General features: G+C 49.6%; 11 protein-coding genes and 1 pseudogene. 8 read left to right on the top strand and 4 right to left on the bottom strand.

Features of this window, described 5'->3' with window-relative positions; genetic code table 11:
• Nucleotides 1-40: 40 nt before the first annotated feature.
• Nucleotides 41-2,128: an elongation factor G gene (fusA, locus tag KDD30_RS08075; protein ID WP_211645328.1), complete on the bottom strand. Its 2,088-nt coding sequence runs from the start codon at nucleotides 2,126-2,128 to the stop codon at nucleotides 41-43.
• Between the two features lie 382 nt (nucleotides 2,129-2,510).
• Between fusA and KDD30_RS08070 the strand changes: the two genes are divergently transcribed.
• The 7 genes and pseudogenes from KDD30_RS08070 to KDD30_RS08040 all read left to right on the top strand — a co-directional run bounded on the left by KDD30_RS08070 (nucleotide 2,511) and on the right by KDD30_RS08040 (nucleotide 11,629).
• Nucleotides 2,511-4,337, top strand: coding sequence for an extracellular solute-binding protein (locus KDD30_RS08070; RefSeq protein WP_211645327.1), 1,827 nt, complete (start codon nucleotides 2,511-2,513; stop codon nucleotides 4,335-4,337).
• A gap of 27 nt (nucleotides 4,338-4,364) precedes the next feature.
• A pseudogene (locus KDD30_RS08065) lies at nucleotides 4,365-5,461 on the top strand (microcin C ABC transporter permease YejB).
• A 25-nt stretch (nucleotides 5,462-5,486) separates the two neighbouring features.
• Nucleotides 5,487-6,542 carry an ABC transporter permease gene (locus KDD30_RS08060; RefSeq protein ID WP_211649734.1) on the top strand — a complete coding sequence of 352 codons (1,056 nt, stop codon included), beginning with the start codon at nucleotides 5,487-5,489 and terminating at the stop codon, nucleotides 6,540-6,542.
• A gap of 1 nt (nucleotide 6,543) precedes the next feature.
• Entirely contained in the window at nucleotides 6,544-8,139 is a 1,596-nt protein-coding gene (locus KDD30_RS08055; protein ID WP_211645326.1) for an ABC transporter ATP-binding protein, read from the top strand.
• Nucleotides 8,140-8,542: 403 nt separating this feature from the next.
• Nucleotides 8,543-10,087 carry a sodium:alanine symporter family protein gene (locus KDD30_RS08050; RefSeq protein WP_211645325.1) on the top strand — a complete coding sequence of 515 codons (1,545 nt, stop codon included), beginning with the start codon at nucleotides 8,543-8,545 and terminating at the stop codon, nucleotides 10,085-10,087.
• 327 nt (nucleotides 10,088-10,414) lie between these two features.
• On the top strand, nucleotides 10,415-11,011 hold the full coding sequence (locus KDD30_RS08045) for a DJ-1/PfpI family protein (RefSeq protein WP_211645324.1): 597 nt from the start codon (nucleotides 10,415-10,417) through the stop codon (nucleotides 11,009-11,011).
• Nucleotides 11,012-11,119: 108 nt separating this feature from the next.
• Nucleotides 11,120-11,629, top strand: a complete 510-nt coding sequence (locus KDD30_RS08040) for a GNAT family N-acetyltransferase (protein ID WP_211645323.1) — start codon at nucleotides 11,120-11,122, stop codon at nucleotides 11,627-11,629.
• Between the two features lie 79 nt (nucleotides 11,630-11,708).
• Here the strand turns inward: KDD30_RS08040 and KDD30_RS08035 are convergent, their stop codons facing one another.
• The 3 genes from KDD30_RS08035 to KDD30_RS08025 all read right to left on the bottom strand — a co-directional run bounded on the left by KDD30_RS08035 (nucleotide 11,709) and on the right by KDD30_RS08025 (nucleotide 15,087).
• Nucleotides 11,709-13,577, bottom strand: coding sequence for a methyl-accepting chemotaxis protein (locus KDD30_RS08035; RefSeq protein ID WP_211645322.1), 1,869 nt, complete (start codon nucleotides 13,575-13,577; stop codon nucleotides 11,709-11,711).
• Nucleotides 13,578-13,787: 210 nt separating this feature from the next.
• Nucleotides 13,788-14,891 carry a phosphoribosylaminoimidazolesuccinocarboxamide synthase gene (locus KDD30_RS08030; RefSeq protein ID WP_211649384.1) on the bottom strand — a complete coding sequence of 368 codons (1,104 nt, stop codon included), beginning with the start codon at nucleotides 14,889-14,891 and terminating at the stop codon, nucleotides 13,788-13,790.
• A gap of 22 nt (nucleotides 14,892-14,913) precedes the next feature.
• A complete protein-coding gene (locus tag KDD30_RS08025; RefSeq protein ID WP_211649382.1) occupies nucleotides 14,914-15,087 on the bottom strand; it encodes a hypothetical protein in 174 nt (57 codons plus the stop codon).
• Nucleotides 15,088-15,103: 16 nt separating this feature from the next.
• Here KDD30_RS08025 and KDD30_RS08020 point away from each other — a divergent pair, with 16 nt between their 5' ends.
• Complete coding sequence (locus KDD30_RS08020; RefSeq protein ID WP_371826073.1) at nucleotides 15,104-17,476, top strand: ATP-dependent helicase; 2,373 nt, start codon at nucleotides 15,104-15,106, stop codon at nucleotides 17,474-17,476.
• Nucleotides 17,477-17,479: the final 3 nt, after the last annotated feature.

The raw sequence follows: 17,479 nt of genomic DNA, 5'->3' as shown, positions 1-17,479 counted from the left end.
TAAAGCTGGGGTTTTCAATTTTCGTCCGTTAAGAAATGGATTATTTCTTAGCGTTACGCTCTTTAACTTCTGCGATTACTGCTTCAGCAACGTTCACTGGGCATGGTGCGTAGTGTGCGAACTCCATAGAGAACTGACCACGACCAGAAGTCATTGTACGCAGCGTACCGATGTAACCGAACATTTCTGATAGAGGTACATCACCCTTGATACGTACGCCAGTTGCACCTGCTTGCTGGTCTTTGATCATACCGCGACGACGGTTCAGGTCACCGATAACATCACCAACGTGATCTTCCGGAGTGAACACGTCAACGTGCATGATAGGTTCCAGCAGCTGAGCACCAGCTTTAGGCATAGACTGACGGAATGCGCCTTTCGCTGCGATTTCAAACGCGACAGCAGAGGAGTCAACTGCGTGGAAACCACCGTCGAACAGCTCAACTTCAACGTCCAGCACTGGGAAGCCAGCCAGAACACCAGTACTCATCATACCAGCGAAGCCTTTTTCGATTGCAGGCCAGAATTCTTTAGGAACGTTACCACCAACAACAGTAGAAACGAACTTGAAGCCAGAGTTTGGCTCACCTGGTTTGATGCGGTAGTCGATCTTACCGAACTGACCAGAACCACCAGACTGCTTCTTGTGCGTGTAGCTGTCTTCGATTGGCTGAGTGATCGTCTCACGGTAAGCAACCTGTGGAGCACCTACAGTCAGTTCAACACCGTGAGTACGCTTCAGGATGTCAACTTTAATGTCCAGGTGCAGCTCACCCATACCTTTCAGGATGGTTTCGCCAGAATCTTCATCAGTTTCAACCTGGAACGATGGATCTTCTGCAACCATCTTACCGAGTGCGACACCCAGTTTCTCAGAAGCTGTTTTGTCCTTAGGAGCAACAGCGATAGAAATTACTGGGACAGGGAAGATCATTGGTTCCAGAGTACATTCGTGCTTAGGATCACACAGTGTGTGGCCCGTCTGAACGTTCTTCATACCAACGATAGCGATGATGTCACCCGCTTGTGCTGAAGTCAGCTCGTTACGGTCATCTGCTTGCATCTCAACCATTCGGCCGATACGCTCAGTTTTACCGGTCGCAGAGTTCAGGATGGTGTCACCCTTCTTCAGCTTACCAGAGTAGATACGGACGAAAGTCAGGGCACCAAAACGGTCATCCATGATCTTAAACGCCAGAGCGCGGAATGGCTCGTCTGCAGATACAGTTGCAACTTGACCCGTTGGTTCACCAGTTTCTGGATCAGTCAGGTCCTGAGGGTCAACTTCTGTTGGTGCTGGCAGGTAGTCAACAACGGCGTCCAGAACCAGTTGGATACCTTTGTTTTTGTATGCTGAACCACAGAAAGTCGGGAAGAAGGCCAGATCACGAGTACCTTTACGGATACAACGTTTCAGATCTTCTACAGAAGGCTCTTCACCTTCCATGTAAGCTTCCATCAGGGCGTCGTCTTGCTCAACGGCAGTCTCAACCAGTTCTTCACGGTAAGCTTCTACGTCGTCAACCATGTCCGCTGGGATATCTTGAACTTCGTAGTTTTCTGGCAGACCCGTGTCATCCCACACGTAAGCTTTACGCGTCAGAACGTCAACCACACCCACGAAGTCTTCTTCACGGCCGATAGGTAGGGTCATTACAAGAGGCGTGGCGCCAAGTACGTTTTTCACTTGATCAACTACGTTGAAGAAGTCCGCACCCATACGGTCCAGTTTGTTCACGAAGATCAGACGAGATACTTGTGAGTCGTTCGCGTAACGCCAGTTTGTTTCAGACTGAGGCTCAACACCACCAGAACCACAGAATACACCGATACCACCGTCAAGTACTTTCAGAGAACGGTAAACTTCAACGGTGAAGTCAACGTGTCCCGGAGTATCGATAACGTTCAGACGGTGATCGTTCCAGAAACAGCTTACTGCTGCAGACTGGATTGTAATACCACGCTCAGCTTCCTGCTCCATGAAGTCAGTCGTCGTTGAGCCGTCGTGAGTATCACCGATTTTATGGATTTTACCGGTCAGCTTCAGGATACGCTCAGTGGTAGTGGTTTTACCCGCATCTACGTGCGCGAAAATACCAATGTTTCTGTATTTAGATAGATCTGCCATTGTTTTTCTCTATATGAACAATTGTTGTCACATGTCAGGGTGGGGAGTATAGCACTACTTACGAGTATCAGAACATAGATCTGAGTAATTTAATGATTATTCGCTGGCTTTTAACCCGTTGAATCAGGCAGGAACCGAATGATTGCTCAATAAAAACACAGAAAATGACATTCCAGTGTCCCTGTTCACGCTGAAGACGAGTGGAGCCGAATCGGCAAAATAACTTTGAGGATATACCCAGCGATTCAGGCGGGTTATTTCCTTATGGTATATATTTGTGGTACATGTCAACACAACCTATTGACCATTCGTACAATAATGAAAACACAACGATTTTTAACCGAATGGTCCGCCAGGGTGGCTGAAATGTTTTGGAGGGGATATGAGACAGAGTTTTGTACTGGGATTGTTAATAACGGCAGGTTTGTCATTCGGATCTGCACCCGGTTTTGCCGCAGAAGTGATTGAGTCGGCCAGTGTGGTCGGTTTCGGGACTGCCAAATACCCACCGGATTTCCCTCATTTTGATTACGTCAACCCGGATGCACCGAAAGGCGGGAGCATCACTTATGCAGAAGTCGGCACTTACGACAGCTTTAATCGCTATGGTTCGAGAGGCGTTTCTGCCGCGGGTGCTGAGGAAATTTATGACACGCTTTTTGTGCCTGCGCAGGATGAAATCGACAGTCATTACCCGCTGATTGCGCAAAAAGTGCGATATGCCGACGATTTTTCCTGGATGGAAATCGACATCAACCCAAAAGCACGTTTTCACGACGGGCAGCCCATTACAGCCAAAGATGTTGCCTTTACGTTCGATAAGTTCATGAAAGAAGGGGTTCCGCAGTTTCGCGTCTTTTATAAAGATGTGAAGTCCGTGACCGTGAAAGCGCCTCTGACGGCAAGGGTCGATATGGCGGTTCCAAATCGGGAGAGGCTCTATTCTCTGGTCGAAGGTATGAATGTGCTGCCGGAACATTTCTGGAAAGATAAAAAGCTGAGTGAGCCTTTAAACGAGCCTCCGGTTGGCAGTAGCGCATATAAGATTACCAGTTACCAGCCCGGGCAAAGTGTCACTTATTCCCGGGTGAAGGATTACTGGGCGGCTGACCTGCCCGTGAATGTCGGGCGGCATAACTTCGATACAATCCGCTACGATTACTATCGGGATGACACCGTGACGCTGGAGGCTTTTAAAGCAGGGGAGTATGACTTCCGGCAGGAAAATGTCGCCAAATTCTGGGCGACCTTGTACGAAGGCAATAACTTCGACAATGGTTTCATTAAGAAAGAAGAGATTGGCCATGAGATCCCGCAGGCCATGCAAGGGTTTGTCTTCAATACACAACGTTCGGTGTTTCAGGATATCCGCGTTCGTGAAGCGCTGAACTATGCGATGGACTTCGAGTGGATGAACAAAACGCTTTTTTATAGCCAGTACACTCGGTCCCGAAGTTTTTTCCAGAACACGCCATATGAAGCGAAAGGTCTGCCAACCCCGGCAGAGCTGACTTATCTCACACCTCTGAAAGATAAAATTCCGGCCCGTGTGTTGACTGAAACTTATCAGCCGCCGGTCACAGATGGCTCTGGGCGGATTCGTCAGCAGGCACGAAAAGCATTCGCATTGCTCAAAGAAGCAGGCTGGTCGCTCAAAGATCAAGTCATGACAAATGAGAAAACAGGTGAACCCCTGGCCTTTGAATTGCTGATTTACAGCCCAACCTCCGAGCGGATCGCAATTCCGCTGCAAAAGAACCTGAAACAGCTGGGCATCGACATGAAAATCCGCACCGTGGATACCACTCAGTACATCAAACGGCTTCGCGATCGCGACTTTGATATGGTTTCTTCAAGCTATGCCGCCAATCCATACCCAACGCAGAACTTGCTGATTGCCTGGAACAGCAATTATCTGGATTCAACCTATAACACTGCGGGCGTGCAGGATGCCGCAATTGACACCCTGACCGAGCAGATTGCAGCCCATCAGCGCGATCCGGAAGCCCTGGCAGCTTTGGGGCCCGCGCTGGACCGGGTGCTGCAGTGGAACTTTTTTGTGATACCGCAATGGCACTTGAGCAAGTTCCGGATTGCAACCTGGGATAAGTTTGACCGTCCGTCGGTTCGGCCCAAGTATGCTCTGGGTGTCGATACCTGGTGGGTTGATCCGGAAAAAGCAGCAAAACTCCCGGAAAAGCGTCGATAATTCTGAATCAGGTTCAAGGAAAGCAGTATGACCGCATATATTATCCGGCGACTTTTGCTGGTGATTCCAACGCTCTGGGCCATCATCACGATTAACTTTTTTGTGATTCAGATTGCGCCCGGTGGCCCGGTCGAGCAGGCAGTCGCGCAGCTGGAAGGGCATTCATCCGGCATTATGGAACGATTTACCGGGGGGGGCAGGAAGTTCAGCAAACCGATTCCGATTCAGCAAATGGCAATGGCAGCAGCGGCTATCGGGGATCCCGTGGGCTGGATCCGGAAGTGGTCGAAGAAATCCGCAAGCAGTTTGGTTTTGATAAGCCGATGTGGGAACGTTATGTCGACATGCTGAAAAACTATGCCACCTTTAATTTTGGCGAAAGCCTGTTTCGTGGCGGCAATGTGATTGATCTGATTATCGATCGTCTCCCGGTCTCGATTTCGCTGGGACTGTGGAGCACCTTAATCATCTATTTCATCTCCATTCCTTTGGGGATTGCCAAAGCTGTTCAGCATGGCAGCCGGTTTGATATCTGGAGCAGTGCGCTCGTCATTACCGGCTATGCGATTCCCGGTTTTTTATTCGCCATTGTGCTGATCATCTTTTTTGCCAGTGGTAACTATTTCAGCTGGTTTCCGCTTCGGGGATTATTTTCAGCAGACTTTGACCAGATGACCTGGTATCAGCAGATTGGTGATTACTTCTGGCATTTAACACTGCCGATTATTGCCATGGTGATCGGCGGGTTTGCCACACTCACCATGCTGACAAAGAACTCTTTTCTGGATGAAATCAATAAGCAATATGTGGTTACCGCCAGAGCAAAAGGGCTGGATGACCACAGCATTTTATATAAGCACGTATTCCGGAATGCCATGCTGATTATTATTGCGGGCTTTCCGAGTGCTTTCATCAGTATCTTCTTTACCGGCTCGATGTTGATCGAAGTGATGTTCTCTCTGGAGGGCATTGGTTTACTTGGCTTTGAATCCACAATTCAGCGTGATTATCCGATTGTGTTCAGTACGCTCTACATCATGACGTTACTGGGCCTGATGATGAACATTATTTCTGACCTGACTTACACCCTGGTCGATCCGCGAATTGATTTTGAGGCCAGGTAGTATGATTTCAAAAAACTTGAATGCGATGCTGAAGAAACCACGATTGTCCATGAATCCACTGACCCGAGCGCGCTGGGAAAGATTTAAAGCACACCGTCGGGGTTACTGGTCGCTGTGGATCTTTTCTGTGCTTTTTATTCTGAGTTTGTTTGCAGAAGTAATCGCCAACGACAAGCCGTTACTGATCAGCTTCAAGGGCGATTATTATTTCCCGATCGCGCAGCACTATGCCGAAACTGAATTCGGGGGAGAGTTTGCGACCGAAGCCGACTATACCGACCCTTATGTGCAGGAACTCATCACAGCGGAAGGTTGGATGATCTGGCCGCCGATTCGGTTTAGCTATGACACCATCAATTATAATTTGTCCGGACCGGCACCTTCGGCACCGGATCAGGTGAACTGGCTGGGAACCGATGACAAAGGCCGTGATGTGCTGGCCCGGATTATTTATGGGTTCCGTGTCTCTGTTCTGTTTGGATTTGCGCTCACAATTATTTCGACGGTGATTGGCGTTCTGGTCGGCGCCGGCCAAGGCTACTATGGCGGCTGGCTGGATTTATTCGGCCAACGGTTTATCGAAATCTGGTCGGGGATGCCCACGTTATTCTTACTGATTATTCTGTCCAGTTTCGTGGAACCAAACTTCTGGTGGTTGTTGGGCATCATGGTGCTGTTCAGCTGGATGGGGCTGGTGGGCGTTGTGCGGGCAGAGTTTCTGCGATGTCGGAATCTGGACTATGTTCGTGCTGCACAGGCGCTGGGAGTGAATGATACCCGCATTATGCTGCGTCATATGTTGCCGAATGCCATGGTTGCTTCTTTAACCATGATGCCCTTTATCTTAAGCGGTTCGGTGACAACACTGACTTCTCTTGATTTTCTGGGGTTTGGTTTACCGGTCGGCTCACCGTCTTTAGGTGAATTGCTGGCGCAGGGGAAAACAAACCTTCAGGCACCCTGGCTCGGGCTGTCTGCTTTCGTTGTGTTGTCGATCATGCTGAGCTTACTGGTGTTTATTGGTGAAGCCGTGCGTGATGCCTTCGATCCACATCATCAACATTCGTTTTCAGGGAAGTAGTATGAGCGATGCACTGCTAACGATTCATCAATTATCCGTGGGATTTGCCAGTGGTAAAACCGTACGGCCTGTGACCGAAAAAGTCAGTCTGACCATCAAGCGGGGAGAAACGCTGGCACTGGTGGGTGAAAGTGGTTCCGGTAAATCGGTCACGGCTAATGCGATTCTGCGCCTTTTACCCAAGGCGACGGCGCGTTATCTGGAGGGAGAGATTCTGTATGACGGTCTGGATACGCTGAAATGCAGCGAGCGTCAGCTCAGAGGACTGAGAGGCGGAAAGATTGGCATGATCTTTCAGGAACCCATGATGTCGCTCAATCCGCTCCATAAGATTGGCAGGCAGCTTTGTGAGACCCTTGCCATTCACCGGGGCATGCGGCAAAAACCTGCAGAAGCAAAGGCACTGACCTGGCTGAAAAAAGTGGGGATCCGGAATCCGGAGCAACGCATGAATGCCTATCCGCATGAGCTGTCTGGTGGTGAGCGGCAGAGAGTGATGATCGCTATGGCGCTGATCAATGAGCCGGATTTGCTGATTGCTGACGAACCAACCACAGCCTTGGATGTATCTGTCCAAGCGCAAATTCTGACACTGCTGAATCAGTTGCAGCAGGAAATGGGTATGGCCATGTTGTTTATTACCCATGATCTCAGCATTGTCCGTCAGATTGCCGATCGTGTCGCGGTGATGCAGCTCGGCCAACTGGTGGAAACCAACACTCGGGATGCCATTTTTGAGTCGCCTGCTCATCCGTATACTCAGAAACTGATTCATGCCGATCCGTCGGGCGAGCCGGTTCCTGTTCAGGGCGAACAAAAATCTTTGTTTGATATCGACAAATTGCGGGTCTGGTTTCCGGTGAAAGGTGGAATTCTAAAGCGTGTCGTCGGTCATATCAAAGCGGTCACGGATGTGAGTTTTGTCTTGCAGCAAGGACAAAGTGTCGGCCTTGTGGGTGAAAGTGGCTCGGGAAAATCAACGACAGGGATGGCAATTCTCAGACTGCTGAAGAGTGAAGGCAGTATTCGTTTTGATGGCAATGAACTGAGCGGGTTAAGCCGGAAAGCTATGTTGCCTTACCGAAGCCGGTTGCAGGTGGTGTTCCAGGATCCATTTTCTGCATTAAATCCCAGAATGTCCGTGGCGCAGATCATTGGTGAAGGCTTAAAAGTTCAGCAGAATCTGTCTGAACAGGAATCAGATGAAATGATCTGCCAGGCGATGCGGGATGTCGAGCTCGATCCGGAGACGCGTTATCGCTATCCGAATGAATTCTCCGGTGGTCAGCGGCAGCGCATTGCGATTGCCAGAGCATTGGTCCTGAAACCAGAGTTTATTTTGCTGGATGAACCGACTTCATCGCTCGACAGAACCGTGCAGCATCAGGTCTTGCAGCTCCTGAAAGCATTACAACAGAAGTATGGGCTGAGTTATCTTTTTATCAGCCACGATTTAAATGTGGTGAAGTCGCTCTGTCATTATACCTTGGTGCTCAAGGACGGGCTGGTTGTTGAGCAGGGGCCAACCCTGCAATTATTTCAGGAACCCAAAGCCGACTATACCCGCCAGCTCGTCAGTTTGTCGTTCCACAGCTGATCGTTCCCTCAGGGTCTGCGCCTGTGTTTTTGAACGGAGCAGGCGCAGATTTTATACGTCTTTTTCCTGACTGTGATTTATGCTTGAGATACAGCGTGTTGTACAACCGTGTGCGTAATCACCCGCTTTATGCTGACTTACTGCACATTATTGAAATCTTTTCAGATAGTGCTGGTTAATTGTTATACAAATGATTACAGGGTGTAAGTAATATTCAAAGGTGTAAAATCTGCATCATTTTATAAAAATGGTTTGAATAACCGCTTGTTGATGATTTGTTGTTATTTTGTGCTTTCTTTGGCCGTATCGGGGCTGATGAAATAAAACTCTTAACAATTAGGTTACAATCTGCGTATTATACTGCTCGAGTTGTAACCATACAGACTATAAGAGGGAGACTCACATGCAGTCATTGGTCGATTTTATGAACGGAATCATCTGGAGTCCGGCATTGATATATCTTTGCCTGGGCGCCGGTTTGTTTTATTCCATTACCACACGTTTTATGCAGGTTCGTCACTTTGGCGAGATGGTCCGTTTGCTGTTCGCAGGACAGAGTTCAGAAAAAGGGATTTCATCTTTCCAGGCGTTGGCAGTATCTCTGTCTGGCCGCGTGGGCACAGGTAACATTGCAGGTGTTGCAGCCGCCATCGGTTTTGGTGGTCCGGGTGCAGTATTCTGGATGTGGGTTGTTGCGTTTTTAGGCGCTTCAACGGCTTATTATGAGTCAACACTGGCTCAGATTTATAAAGAAGAAGATGAAGGTCAGTTCCGTGGCGGTCCGGCTTACTTCATCGAGAAAGCAATGGGTCAGAAGTGGTATGCATGGGTGTTTGCCATTGCAACCATCATTGCCTGTGGTCTGCTCCTGCCGGGCGTTCAGTCGAACAGTATCGGTAATGCAGTGGCTGCAGCATTCGGCTCCGGTGACATGATCGAAACAACTTTAGGTACATTCAGTTCTGCGAAGATCATCACGGGTGCAATTGTTTGTGTGGTTCTGGCATTCATCATCTTTGGTGGTGTGAAGCGTATCGCGCACTTTACCCAGATTGTGGTGCCATTTATGGCGCTGGGTTACATCGTGATTGCCTTCGTGGTCATCCTGCTGAACATTGATATGGTGCCAACCGTGTTTGCGACGATCGTCGGTGACGCCTTCTCGCCAATGGCGGGTGTGGGTGCTGCCATCGGTTGGGGTGTAAAACGTGGTGTTTACTCCAATGAAGCCGGTCAGGGTACGGGTCCTCATGCTGCTGCAGCGGCACAGGTTGATCACCCGGCACAACAAGGTTTCGTTCAGGCGTTCTCGATTTACATCGATACCCTGCTGGTTTGTAGCGCAACTGCATTTATGATTATCATCACAGGTGCATTTAACGTTCACGGCGCAGAAGGTGCATTCCTGATTCAAAACCTGCCTGCGGACATTGCTGCGAACAGCCCTGTATTTACGCAAATGGCCATTGAAACAGCGATGCCTGGTCTGGGTAAACCATTCGTTGCAATTGCGTTGTTCTTCTTCTCATTCACCACAATTCTGGCGTATTACTACATTGCTGAAACCAATGTTGCGTACATTCACCGGACCGTTCACGTTCCTGGCCTGATGTTTGTCCTGAAGCTGTTCTTGCTGGCATCAGTGTTCTACGGTGCAGTGAAAACCGCGGATCTGGCTTGGGCGCTGGGTGATGTTGGTGTAGGCCTGATGGCGTGGCTGAACATCGTGGGCATTCTGATCATCTTCTTCATGGCGAAACCAGCGCTGAAAGCACTGAAAGACTATGAAGCCCAGAAGAAAGCCGGTGTGAAAGAGTATGTCTTCGATCCAGTGAGACTGGGTATCAAAGGCGCAGACTACTGGGAAGAGCGTCTGAAACGTAAAGGTCAGACAGCACCAGATCTTGGCGGTGAGTCAACGTCTGGCACAGCGAAGTCTCCGCTCTAAAGAAAAATACAGACAGGTATATTCAATTCAAAGGCCAGCGTTTGCTGGCCTTTTTTGTTCCTTTCGAATACACCATCGCGATAGTGTTCGCAAATAGACTGATCATGAAGGGAGTAGGGTCAGATAATATGCGCGCTATTGCTATTGTGTTATATTGCTTCTGTTCATATTTTGTTACATCTGGTGACTGAAAGTCTGTATCAGTACGCGTCATGCTGCTGTGACAAGCTGAAATGATCAAAAAATGAATACTGAGTGATTTCGCGGGGATGAAACGCTGGGAAATCTGTTGATCTAGCATCCGCCATTGAAGCTGTGAGGATACCAATGTATCAAATCGCCATTGTGATTTTTGATGATTTTACGGATATCGATTTTTTTCTGCTGAGAGATATTCTGGGCAGAAGTCAGTCCGATTGGACTGTGAAAGTACTGGGAACAAAATCTTCTCATCGCTCATCTCTGGGCATGGTGGTGAAAACAGATGGGCATTTATCCGAGATGTCACAATCAGACGCTGTGCTGTTCAGTAGTGGGTACCGGGGTGTGCCTGCAGCATTAAAGGATCCTGAGTTTATGGATTCATTGCATCTTGATCCTGACAAGCAATTGATTGGCTCCATTTGCGCCGGTGCATTTTTTCTTGCGCGTCTGGGTTTATTGGACGGTCAGCCAGCCACAACACATCCGGATGCCAAAACAGCGCTGGAAGCCGAAGGAATACAGGTGCTGGATAAACCTTTAGTGGTGAATGGCAATATCGCAACGGCTGGTGGATGCTTGTCTCAGATGTATCTGACGGGTTGGCTGGCTGAACGATTCTATGGTGTGGAGAAGCGCCGGGAGATTCATCGACAATTAATCCCAGCAGGCCAGAAGGAAGTCTTTGAAGTGCTGATCAGCCAATCGATTGCAGATGCTTGAAATGGGTGAGTGACTGGTTTCATATCTGTTGCTCGAGATCAAGTGTGGTGTTTCATATCTTGTTTGTTATATTGCTGATTCATTAGATAAAAAGGATGTGATTTTCGGATGAAACTAGAAACACAACAATTAATCATGGCACCAATCCGGGAGCAGGATTGGTCACTCTTTCATGCGCTGCACACAACATCCTTGGTGATTGAAAAATGTTTCGATGCGCCCGGTGAAGATGACTTAAAAGACAAATTTCAGGGACGTCTTCAGCCCTGGGCACCAGAGAGTGGGGCATGGTTAACACTGACGATTGCGGAAAAAGAATCGGGTAAACCCGTCGGTATTACTGGCTTTTTTGTCGAGCATGGCATTGCGGAAGTTGGTTACCTGCTGATGCCTGAATTTTATGGCAAAGGCTACGGCACTGAATCACTGCAGGCTGTGGTTGAGTGGGCAGAAACACAAGGGCTACATCAGATGAGAGCTGTGGTGACCGAAGGGAACATTGCTTCAGAGCGCGTTCTGGAGAAGTGTGGCTTTACCCTGAAAGAAAAAATCCCGCTTGCCTATGAAATCGGTGGCCACTTGTATGCTGACCATATCTATCAACGGGGCGCATTCTGAAGCCCAGTTCGGCATCAATCCCCTCGGATAAAAAACGCCAGCATGACTGGCGTTTTGTTCAGACGAAACATTCGATGCATTAGACCGTGAACTGTCTCATCAAATCGTTCTGCTCACGAACATTCTGAATTTGAGTTTCCATTGCAATGCTGGTATCGCTGGCTGTTTCCGCGACCTGAACGGATAAATCCTTAATGCTGATGGTGTTGCCGTTAATATCTTCGGCAACCAGGCTTTGTTCTTCGGCAGCAGAAGCGATTTGCATGTTCATATCATTAATTTGCTGGATGGCTTCGCGAATCCGGGACAGCGCTTCATCCGCTTCCTGCGCCATTGCGACTGTATTCCCAGCGGTATTTTTGCTTAAGGCCATAGTGCTGGTGGCGGTGGTTGCCCCGGCCTGAAGCTGTTCAATCATCTGGCGGATTTCTGTGGTGGACTGCTGTGTGCGCTGCGCCAGTGTCCGGACTTCATCGGCAACCACCGCGAACCCCCGGCCAGAATCTCCAGCCCTTGCGGCTTCAATGGCTGCGTTCAACGCCAGCAGGTTGGTCTGATCCGCAATGTCATTGATGACCTGAAGAATGCGTTCAATATTGCCCGTTGCCGATTCCAGTTCACGGACAACATCGACGGCCTGATCAATTTGATCGGACAAGTCATGAATCGATATGGAGGTGCGTGAGACGACGTCACTGCCTTCCTGCGCTGCTGCTTCTGCCGCGGTGGCTGCGGTGGCTGCACTCTGCGCATTGTCGGCCACATTGGCTGAGGTTGAAGCCATTTCATTCATTGCGGTTGCCAGTTGTTCCAGCTGTTGTAACTGACTGTTCATCGCTTCCGCAGAGCGGTTTGCCCCTTCAGCTGTTAATTCTGTGCCCTGCATAATGTCCCGGCTGAGATCCTGTGAACGAATGATCTGTTGCTGCATCCGTTCAGCGAACTGATTAAAGCTATGCGCCAGCGCCGCAAATTCAGGTTCTGCACGGGTATCCAAACGCTGCGTCAGATCGGCCTGACCTGAAGCAATACTCTTCATGGCCTGATTCACCAGATCCAACGGCCGCATGAGACGCTTTACCATCAGGAACACCGCAATACATCCCACCAGAATGAAGAGGGTGGAATATATCATTGCGTTCTGCTTGATCTGCTCCACGGCTGCAAAAGCAACATCATTCTTCAGGACGGCACCAATCTGAAGGTTTTGTCCTTCAACCTGATGGAAACTGACATTCACGGATTCATTGTCCAGCACTGTATCCACTGGCGTGTCTGTCATCTTCATCCCCGGATAAACCTCCGACAGCGTCTTTCCATTCATCGCTTTATCCGGATGGGCAATAACGGTCTTTTCATCCGACAGCAGGAACAGAAAACCGGCATTGAACAGGGAGGCCTGATTGATCAAACTGGCTATTTTGCTCATGCTGACATCAAAGAAAATCGCTCCGACGAAGCGGCCCTGTTGTTTCAGCGGGGCAGCAAAAGAAACCAGAATTTCATTGGTTACAGAGTCACGGTAGGCTGACGTAATGATCATCTGATCGGCTTCTTTAGCCTGAATGTACCAGGGACGCTTCCGCGGATCCCATCCTGCAGCAGGTTTCCAGCTCGGGTCACTGATCAGATAAGAACCGTCGCGTTCAAATCCCACGCCAGTCAGCTCAAAGGTTGATGCCAAAACGGGTTGACTGATGACGGCGCGAATACTGGCGGATGACATATCTAATTCGACCATGTCCGCTGTCATATTGGCGAGTTTGGTACGGCTGGCGATTTCGGTCACTAAGGTCTGACTGACCCCCGAAACGACCTCATTGATACTATTGTTGACGAGTTTCTGAACATCGTCCCTGGTATGCAAGTACTGGATGACAGAGAGTAAGACTAAGGCGGCAAACAGGATTGCCGACGAAGTGGCAACGATTTTATGGCTGAACTTCATGTGATCCCTCAACTACGGCTTTGTATTTTTTGTCCCTATATTGTCGGTGCACAGCAAAAAAGCCTTAATAGCAAAAGAGTGTAATTGTGATGCGTGAATGCTTTTGAGGGATGGTTTTGTGAGGAATAATGCATTTGTTGCCAGTTGAGTATGTTGTAAAGATAAAAAAGGGCAGCAAATGCTGCCCTGGAATACTCAACTGAAGGCGTATTAATCGATCAGGTCGTATTTGCTGCGCAGAATTTGAATGATTTCTTCTTTTGGGTTGCCACCCAGCGCAATGGCTTGGCCGGTGATTTTTTCTGCAATTTCGGTGTAGACCCGGGAAACCTGCATCAGGACTTCTTCCGGCAGTGCATTATCCCGCGCGAGCGCATCACGTTCATCCATCCGGTCTTTATTCAGCAGGATGTCCGGGTCCGGGAAGTGATTCAGCAGCAGCTGACGAAATCCTTCTTTGGAGTTTTCAACGATGTTGCCTTCGCGGTAGGCAGGGCCATCCCAGATTCGGGAAGAATCCGGGGTGCCGACTTCGTCCATATAGATCATTTTTTCACGGCCTTCGGCATCCGTGACATAGCCGAATTCAAACTTGGTATCAACAAAAATTTGATCCAGTTGTGCCAGCGCATCACTGATAACATTGAATCCTTGTTTCAGCAGCATTTCGTAATGAGCAATATCTTCCGGTTGACTGAAGTTGAACGCATCAAAGTTCTGAAGCAGGTCGTTGCGGGTGACATTGACATCATCAACGGCAGGTACACCCGGAATTCCGTGCAGAATGCCTTTTGTTGACGGGGTGATCAGTAACTCAGGCAGCTTTTGATCTTTTTGCAGACCATCCGGCACAGCGATGCCACAAAATTCACGATCACCGTTGGCGTAAGCACGCCACATGGAACCTGTGATGTATTGACGACAAATCGCCTCGACTTTGATCGGACGGGCTTTCTGGACAATCCAGACAAACGGGTGGGGGATATCCAGAATGTGGCTGTCTGCCAGACCCTGTTCCCTGAATAACCGGAACCAGTGGTTTGAGATAGCGTTGAGTGCAGCGCCCTTGCCAGGGACACCTTTCAGACCGCCTTCGCCATGCCAGATGCAATCAAAAGCAGAAATGCGGTCACTGATGACCATGATTGCAAGCGGTGCATCCGGGCTGACATTGTAGCCTTTCTCCTGAATCAAGCGGCGGCTGTCAGCTTCAGTCAGCCAGTATACAGAACGGACTTTTCCGCTGTGAACCGGCTGGTCGGTACGGATTGGGAGATCATCATTTACAGCGAGAACTTGATCAGCAAGGCTCATGGCGAAGTTCCTATTTCAAGAGTCAATACATTGAAAATTTCAGGCCGGGGCAAACAATGCCCTGAAGGCGTGGCTGATCATAGCAGAAGTATTTTTGGCTTTCAGCAAAAAAGCAAACGTTTGCCTTGTTGGTTTTCGATCCGATGAAATTTAAAGCAGCACCTGAAATTTCAGGGGAAATCGCAAAGCGGTTCATCCCGGTCGTGCCTGAGATGAAAATATGGCAAAATCCCGGCCTGTTTCTGATTCCGAGCAAAGGCGACTCCCTGAACATGACCCATTTTACTTCCGAGCAGCAGCGATTTATTCAGCATGATGGCGGAAATGCGTTGTGTATCGCTGGTGCCGGGACAGGTAAAACCACCACATTAGTGGGGCTGGTGGCGTCTCAGCTGCAACAGCGCGCTCCGAACGAAATGCTGGTGCTGATGTTCAATAGTGACATCCGTCGTGACTTCCGCCAGAAACTGGAACGGGCAGGGATCACGCAACCTGTGCCTGTACATACGTTTCACAGCTTCTGCCTGAGTGTTCTCAAGCAGTCCGGTTTTCTGGCCGAAACGGGCTATCGGGTCGATTTTCATCCCGGCGAAAATGACAAGAGTCTGGCCAAGCAGGTATTACGCCAGATGGCTGGGAAAGAATCGGCTTACACGAAACAGCAAGTGTATAAAGATCCTAAAACGCTGGAGCTATTGCTGAGTTTTGTCGGCTTGGTCAAGGCGCACATGCTGCCGCCCGGTGAAGTCTTTTCGATGGCAGGCATCAGCGGCGAATACCGTTTTATCGTGGATGCGTATCAGGCGTTTGAGCAACTTAGAAAAGCTCAGAAACTTTTGTTTTTTGATGACTGGCTGGTGACGGTTGTTGGCTTGCTAGCGCAAAATGAAACGCTGAGAGTGCGGTATCAGCGGTCCTGCCGTCTGCTGGTTGTGGATGAATTTCAGGACATTAACAACGCACAGTATCGCTTACTCAAGCAATTGTTAGGCGAGGAATCGCAACTGGTAGCCGTCGGGGATGTCGACCAGTGTATTTATACCTGGCGGGGCAGTGCGCCACAGTTCATGCTGAACTTCGAGCGTGATTTTGCACCTGCAACGGTTTATACCCTGTCACAGACGTTCCGGTTTGGCCACAGCCTGGCGCTCGCGGCGAGTCATCTGATTGCCCATAATCAGGCCCGGTTTTCAGACTTTCTCACAACCCCGGCGGAATCCGTGACAGATACTCAGGTGAATCTGACGGGCTCCCCACGTCAGGTGGGAGAGATTGTCGCCAATATCCAAAGGTATCTGGAGGAGGGGGGACACCCCTCGGACATCGTAATTCTGGTGCGCCGCTGGTCGCAGACACTCATGTTTGAGCTGGCTTTTCTGAGTAAGCAGATCCCTTATGAAATGCCGGTCCCCTCTGTGCTGGCAAACAGCAGAGAAGTCCGGTTGCTGATGGAAGTCATGCAATTAGCAACCGGTCGGTTGAATCAGGGAAGTGATCAGGAAAAATCTGCGTTGCTGTTTCAACTGCTGTCGTTTCCGCATTGCTTTGTTCCGAATAAATCGCTGAAACCTCTGTGTGATCAGTTGGCAAAATATGGCAGCGCCGACTGGGTTCGCTTTGCCGAGCGATATGGTCAGGCGTATCCGAATCTGAAGCTGGATACGCTGATTGAACGGCTGGGACTTTTACATCGCATCACCCGTAAAGGCGGGCAAAAAGCGGTGGATGTGTTTGAGCAGTATCGGCGTGAAAGTGGTTTGGATGCCTGGATCTGGAAAACGGAAGCGACAGCCAGCGAGATCGAAGAAGCGATCGACCGGCTGGATGCTGTGTCTACCGTCTTAGAATCGATGGATCAGCGCTGCGAGAAAGCACTGCAATATTTTGAATTTTACACAGCACAATCGCAGCGTCCGCAGGATAAGCAAAACCCCACACGAGATCAGGGGACGCGGCTGCAGGTGACAACCATTTTCCGGGCTAAAGGCTGCGAATACAGCCGGGTTTATTTACCTTTCTGGGACAGTGATGCGTTTCCTTATCGTAATCCGGCGGCCTCGGATATGAAAACCGATCATGAGGAAGAGCGCCGTCTGGCCTATGTGGCATTAACCCGGGCGAAAGATTTCGCTGCGGTGTATTACACCGACACTGAAAAGAAAGGAAAGCGGGCTGCCAGTGTGTTCGTGCGTGAAGCTGCATTAGAGCAGGCAGGGATTCTGGGGCCGAAGCTATACGGAACGGGAATGCTCCCTGCATTGGACACGCCGATGGCTGAGCGGTACGTCGACAGGATCGGCCGGACTGAAGACGTCACGGCAAAACCTGTTCCGGTACAACCCCGTTCGCGTGTTTCTCCGTCTCAGCCGGAAAACTACAGTTATCAGTGGGCAATGTCACAACCCTTGCCGGAGAATGCAGAAAAAGTCATTCGCTCGCTGATCAGAACCAAAAATGCCCGGTATCTGGATGGGGAAATCACGCGTTTGCTGCGGGATTTAGAGCAGGCCGACCCTTCGAAAAGATCTGTTCTTTCCAAAAGGCTGATTGCAGTCGCCCATGCACGCCGGCAAGTTTTGCGCTGAGTT

It is taken from the genome of Photobacterium sp. GJ3 (assembly GCF_018199995.1).
Classification (GTDB): Bacteria; Pseudomonadota; Gammaproteobacteria; order Enterobacterales; family Vibrionaceae; genus Photobacterium.
This window is presented reverse-complemented; position numbering and strand designations above follow the sequence as displayed.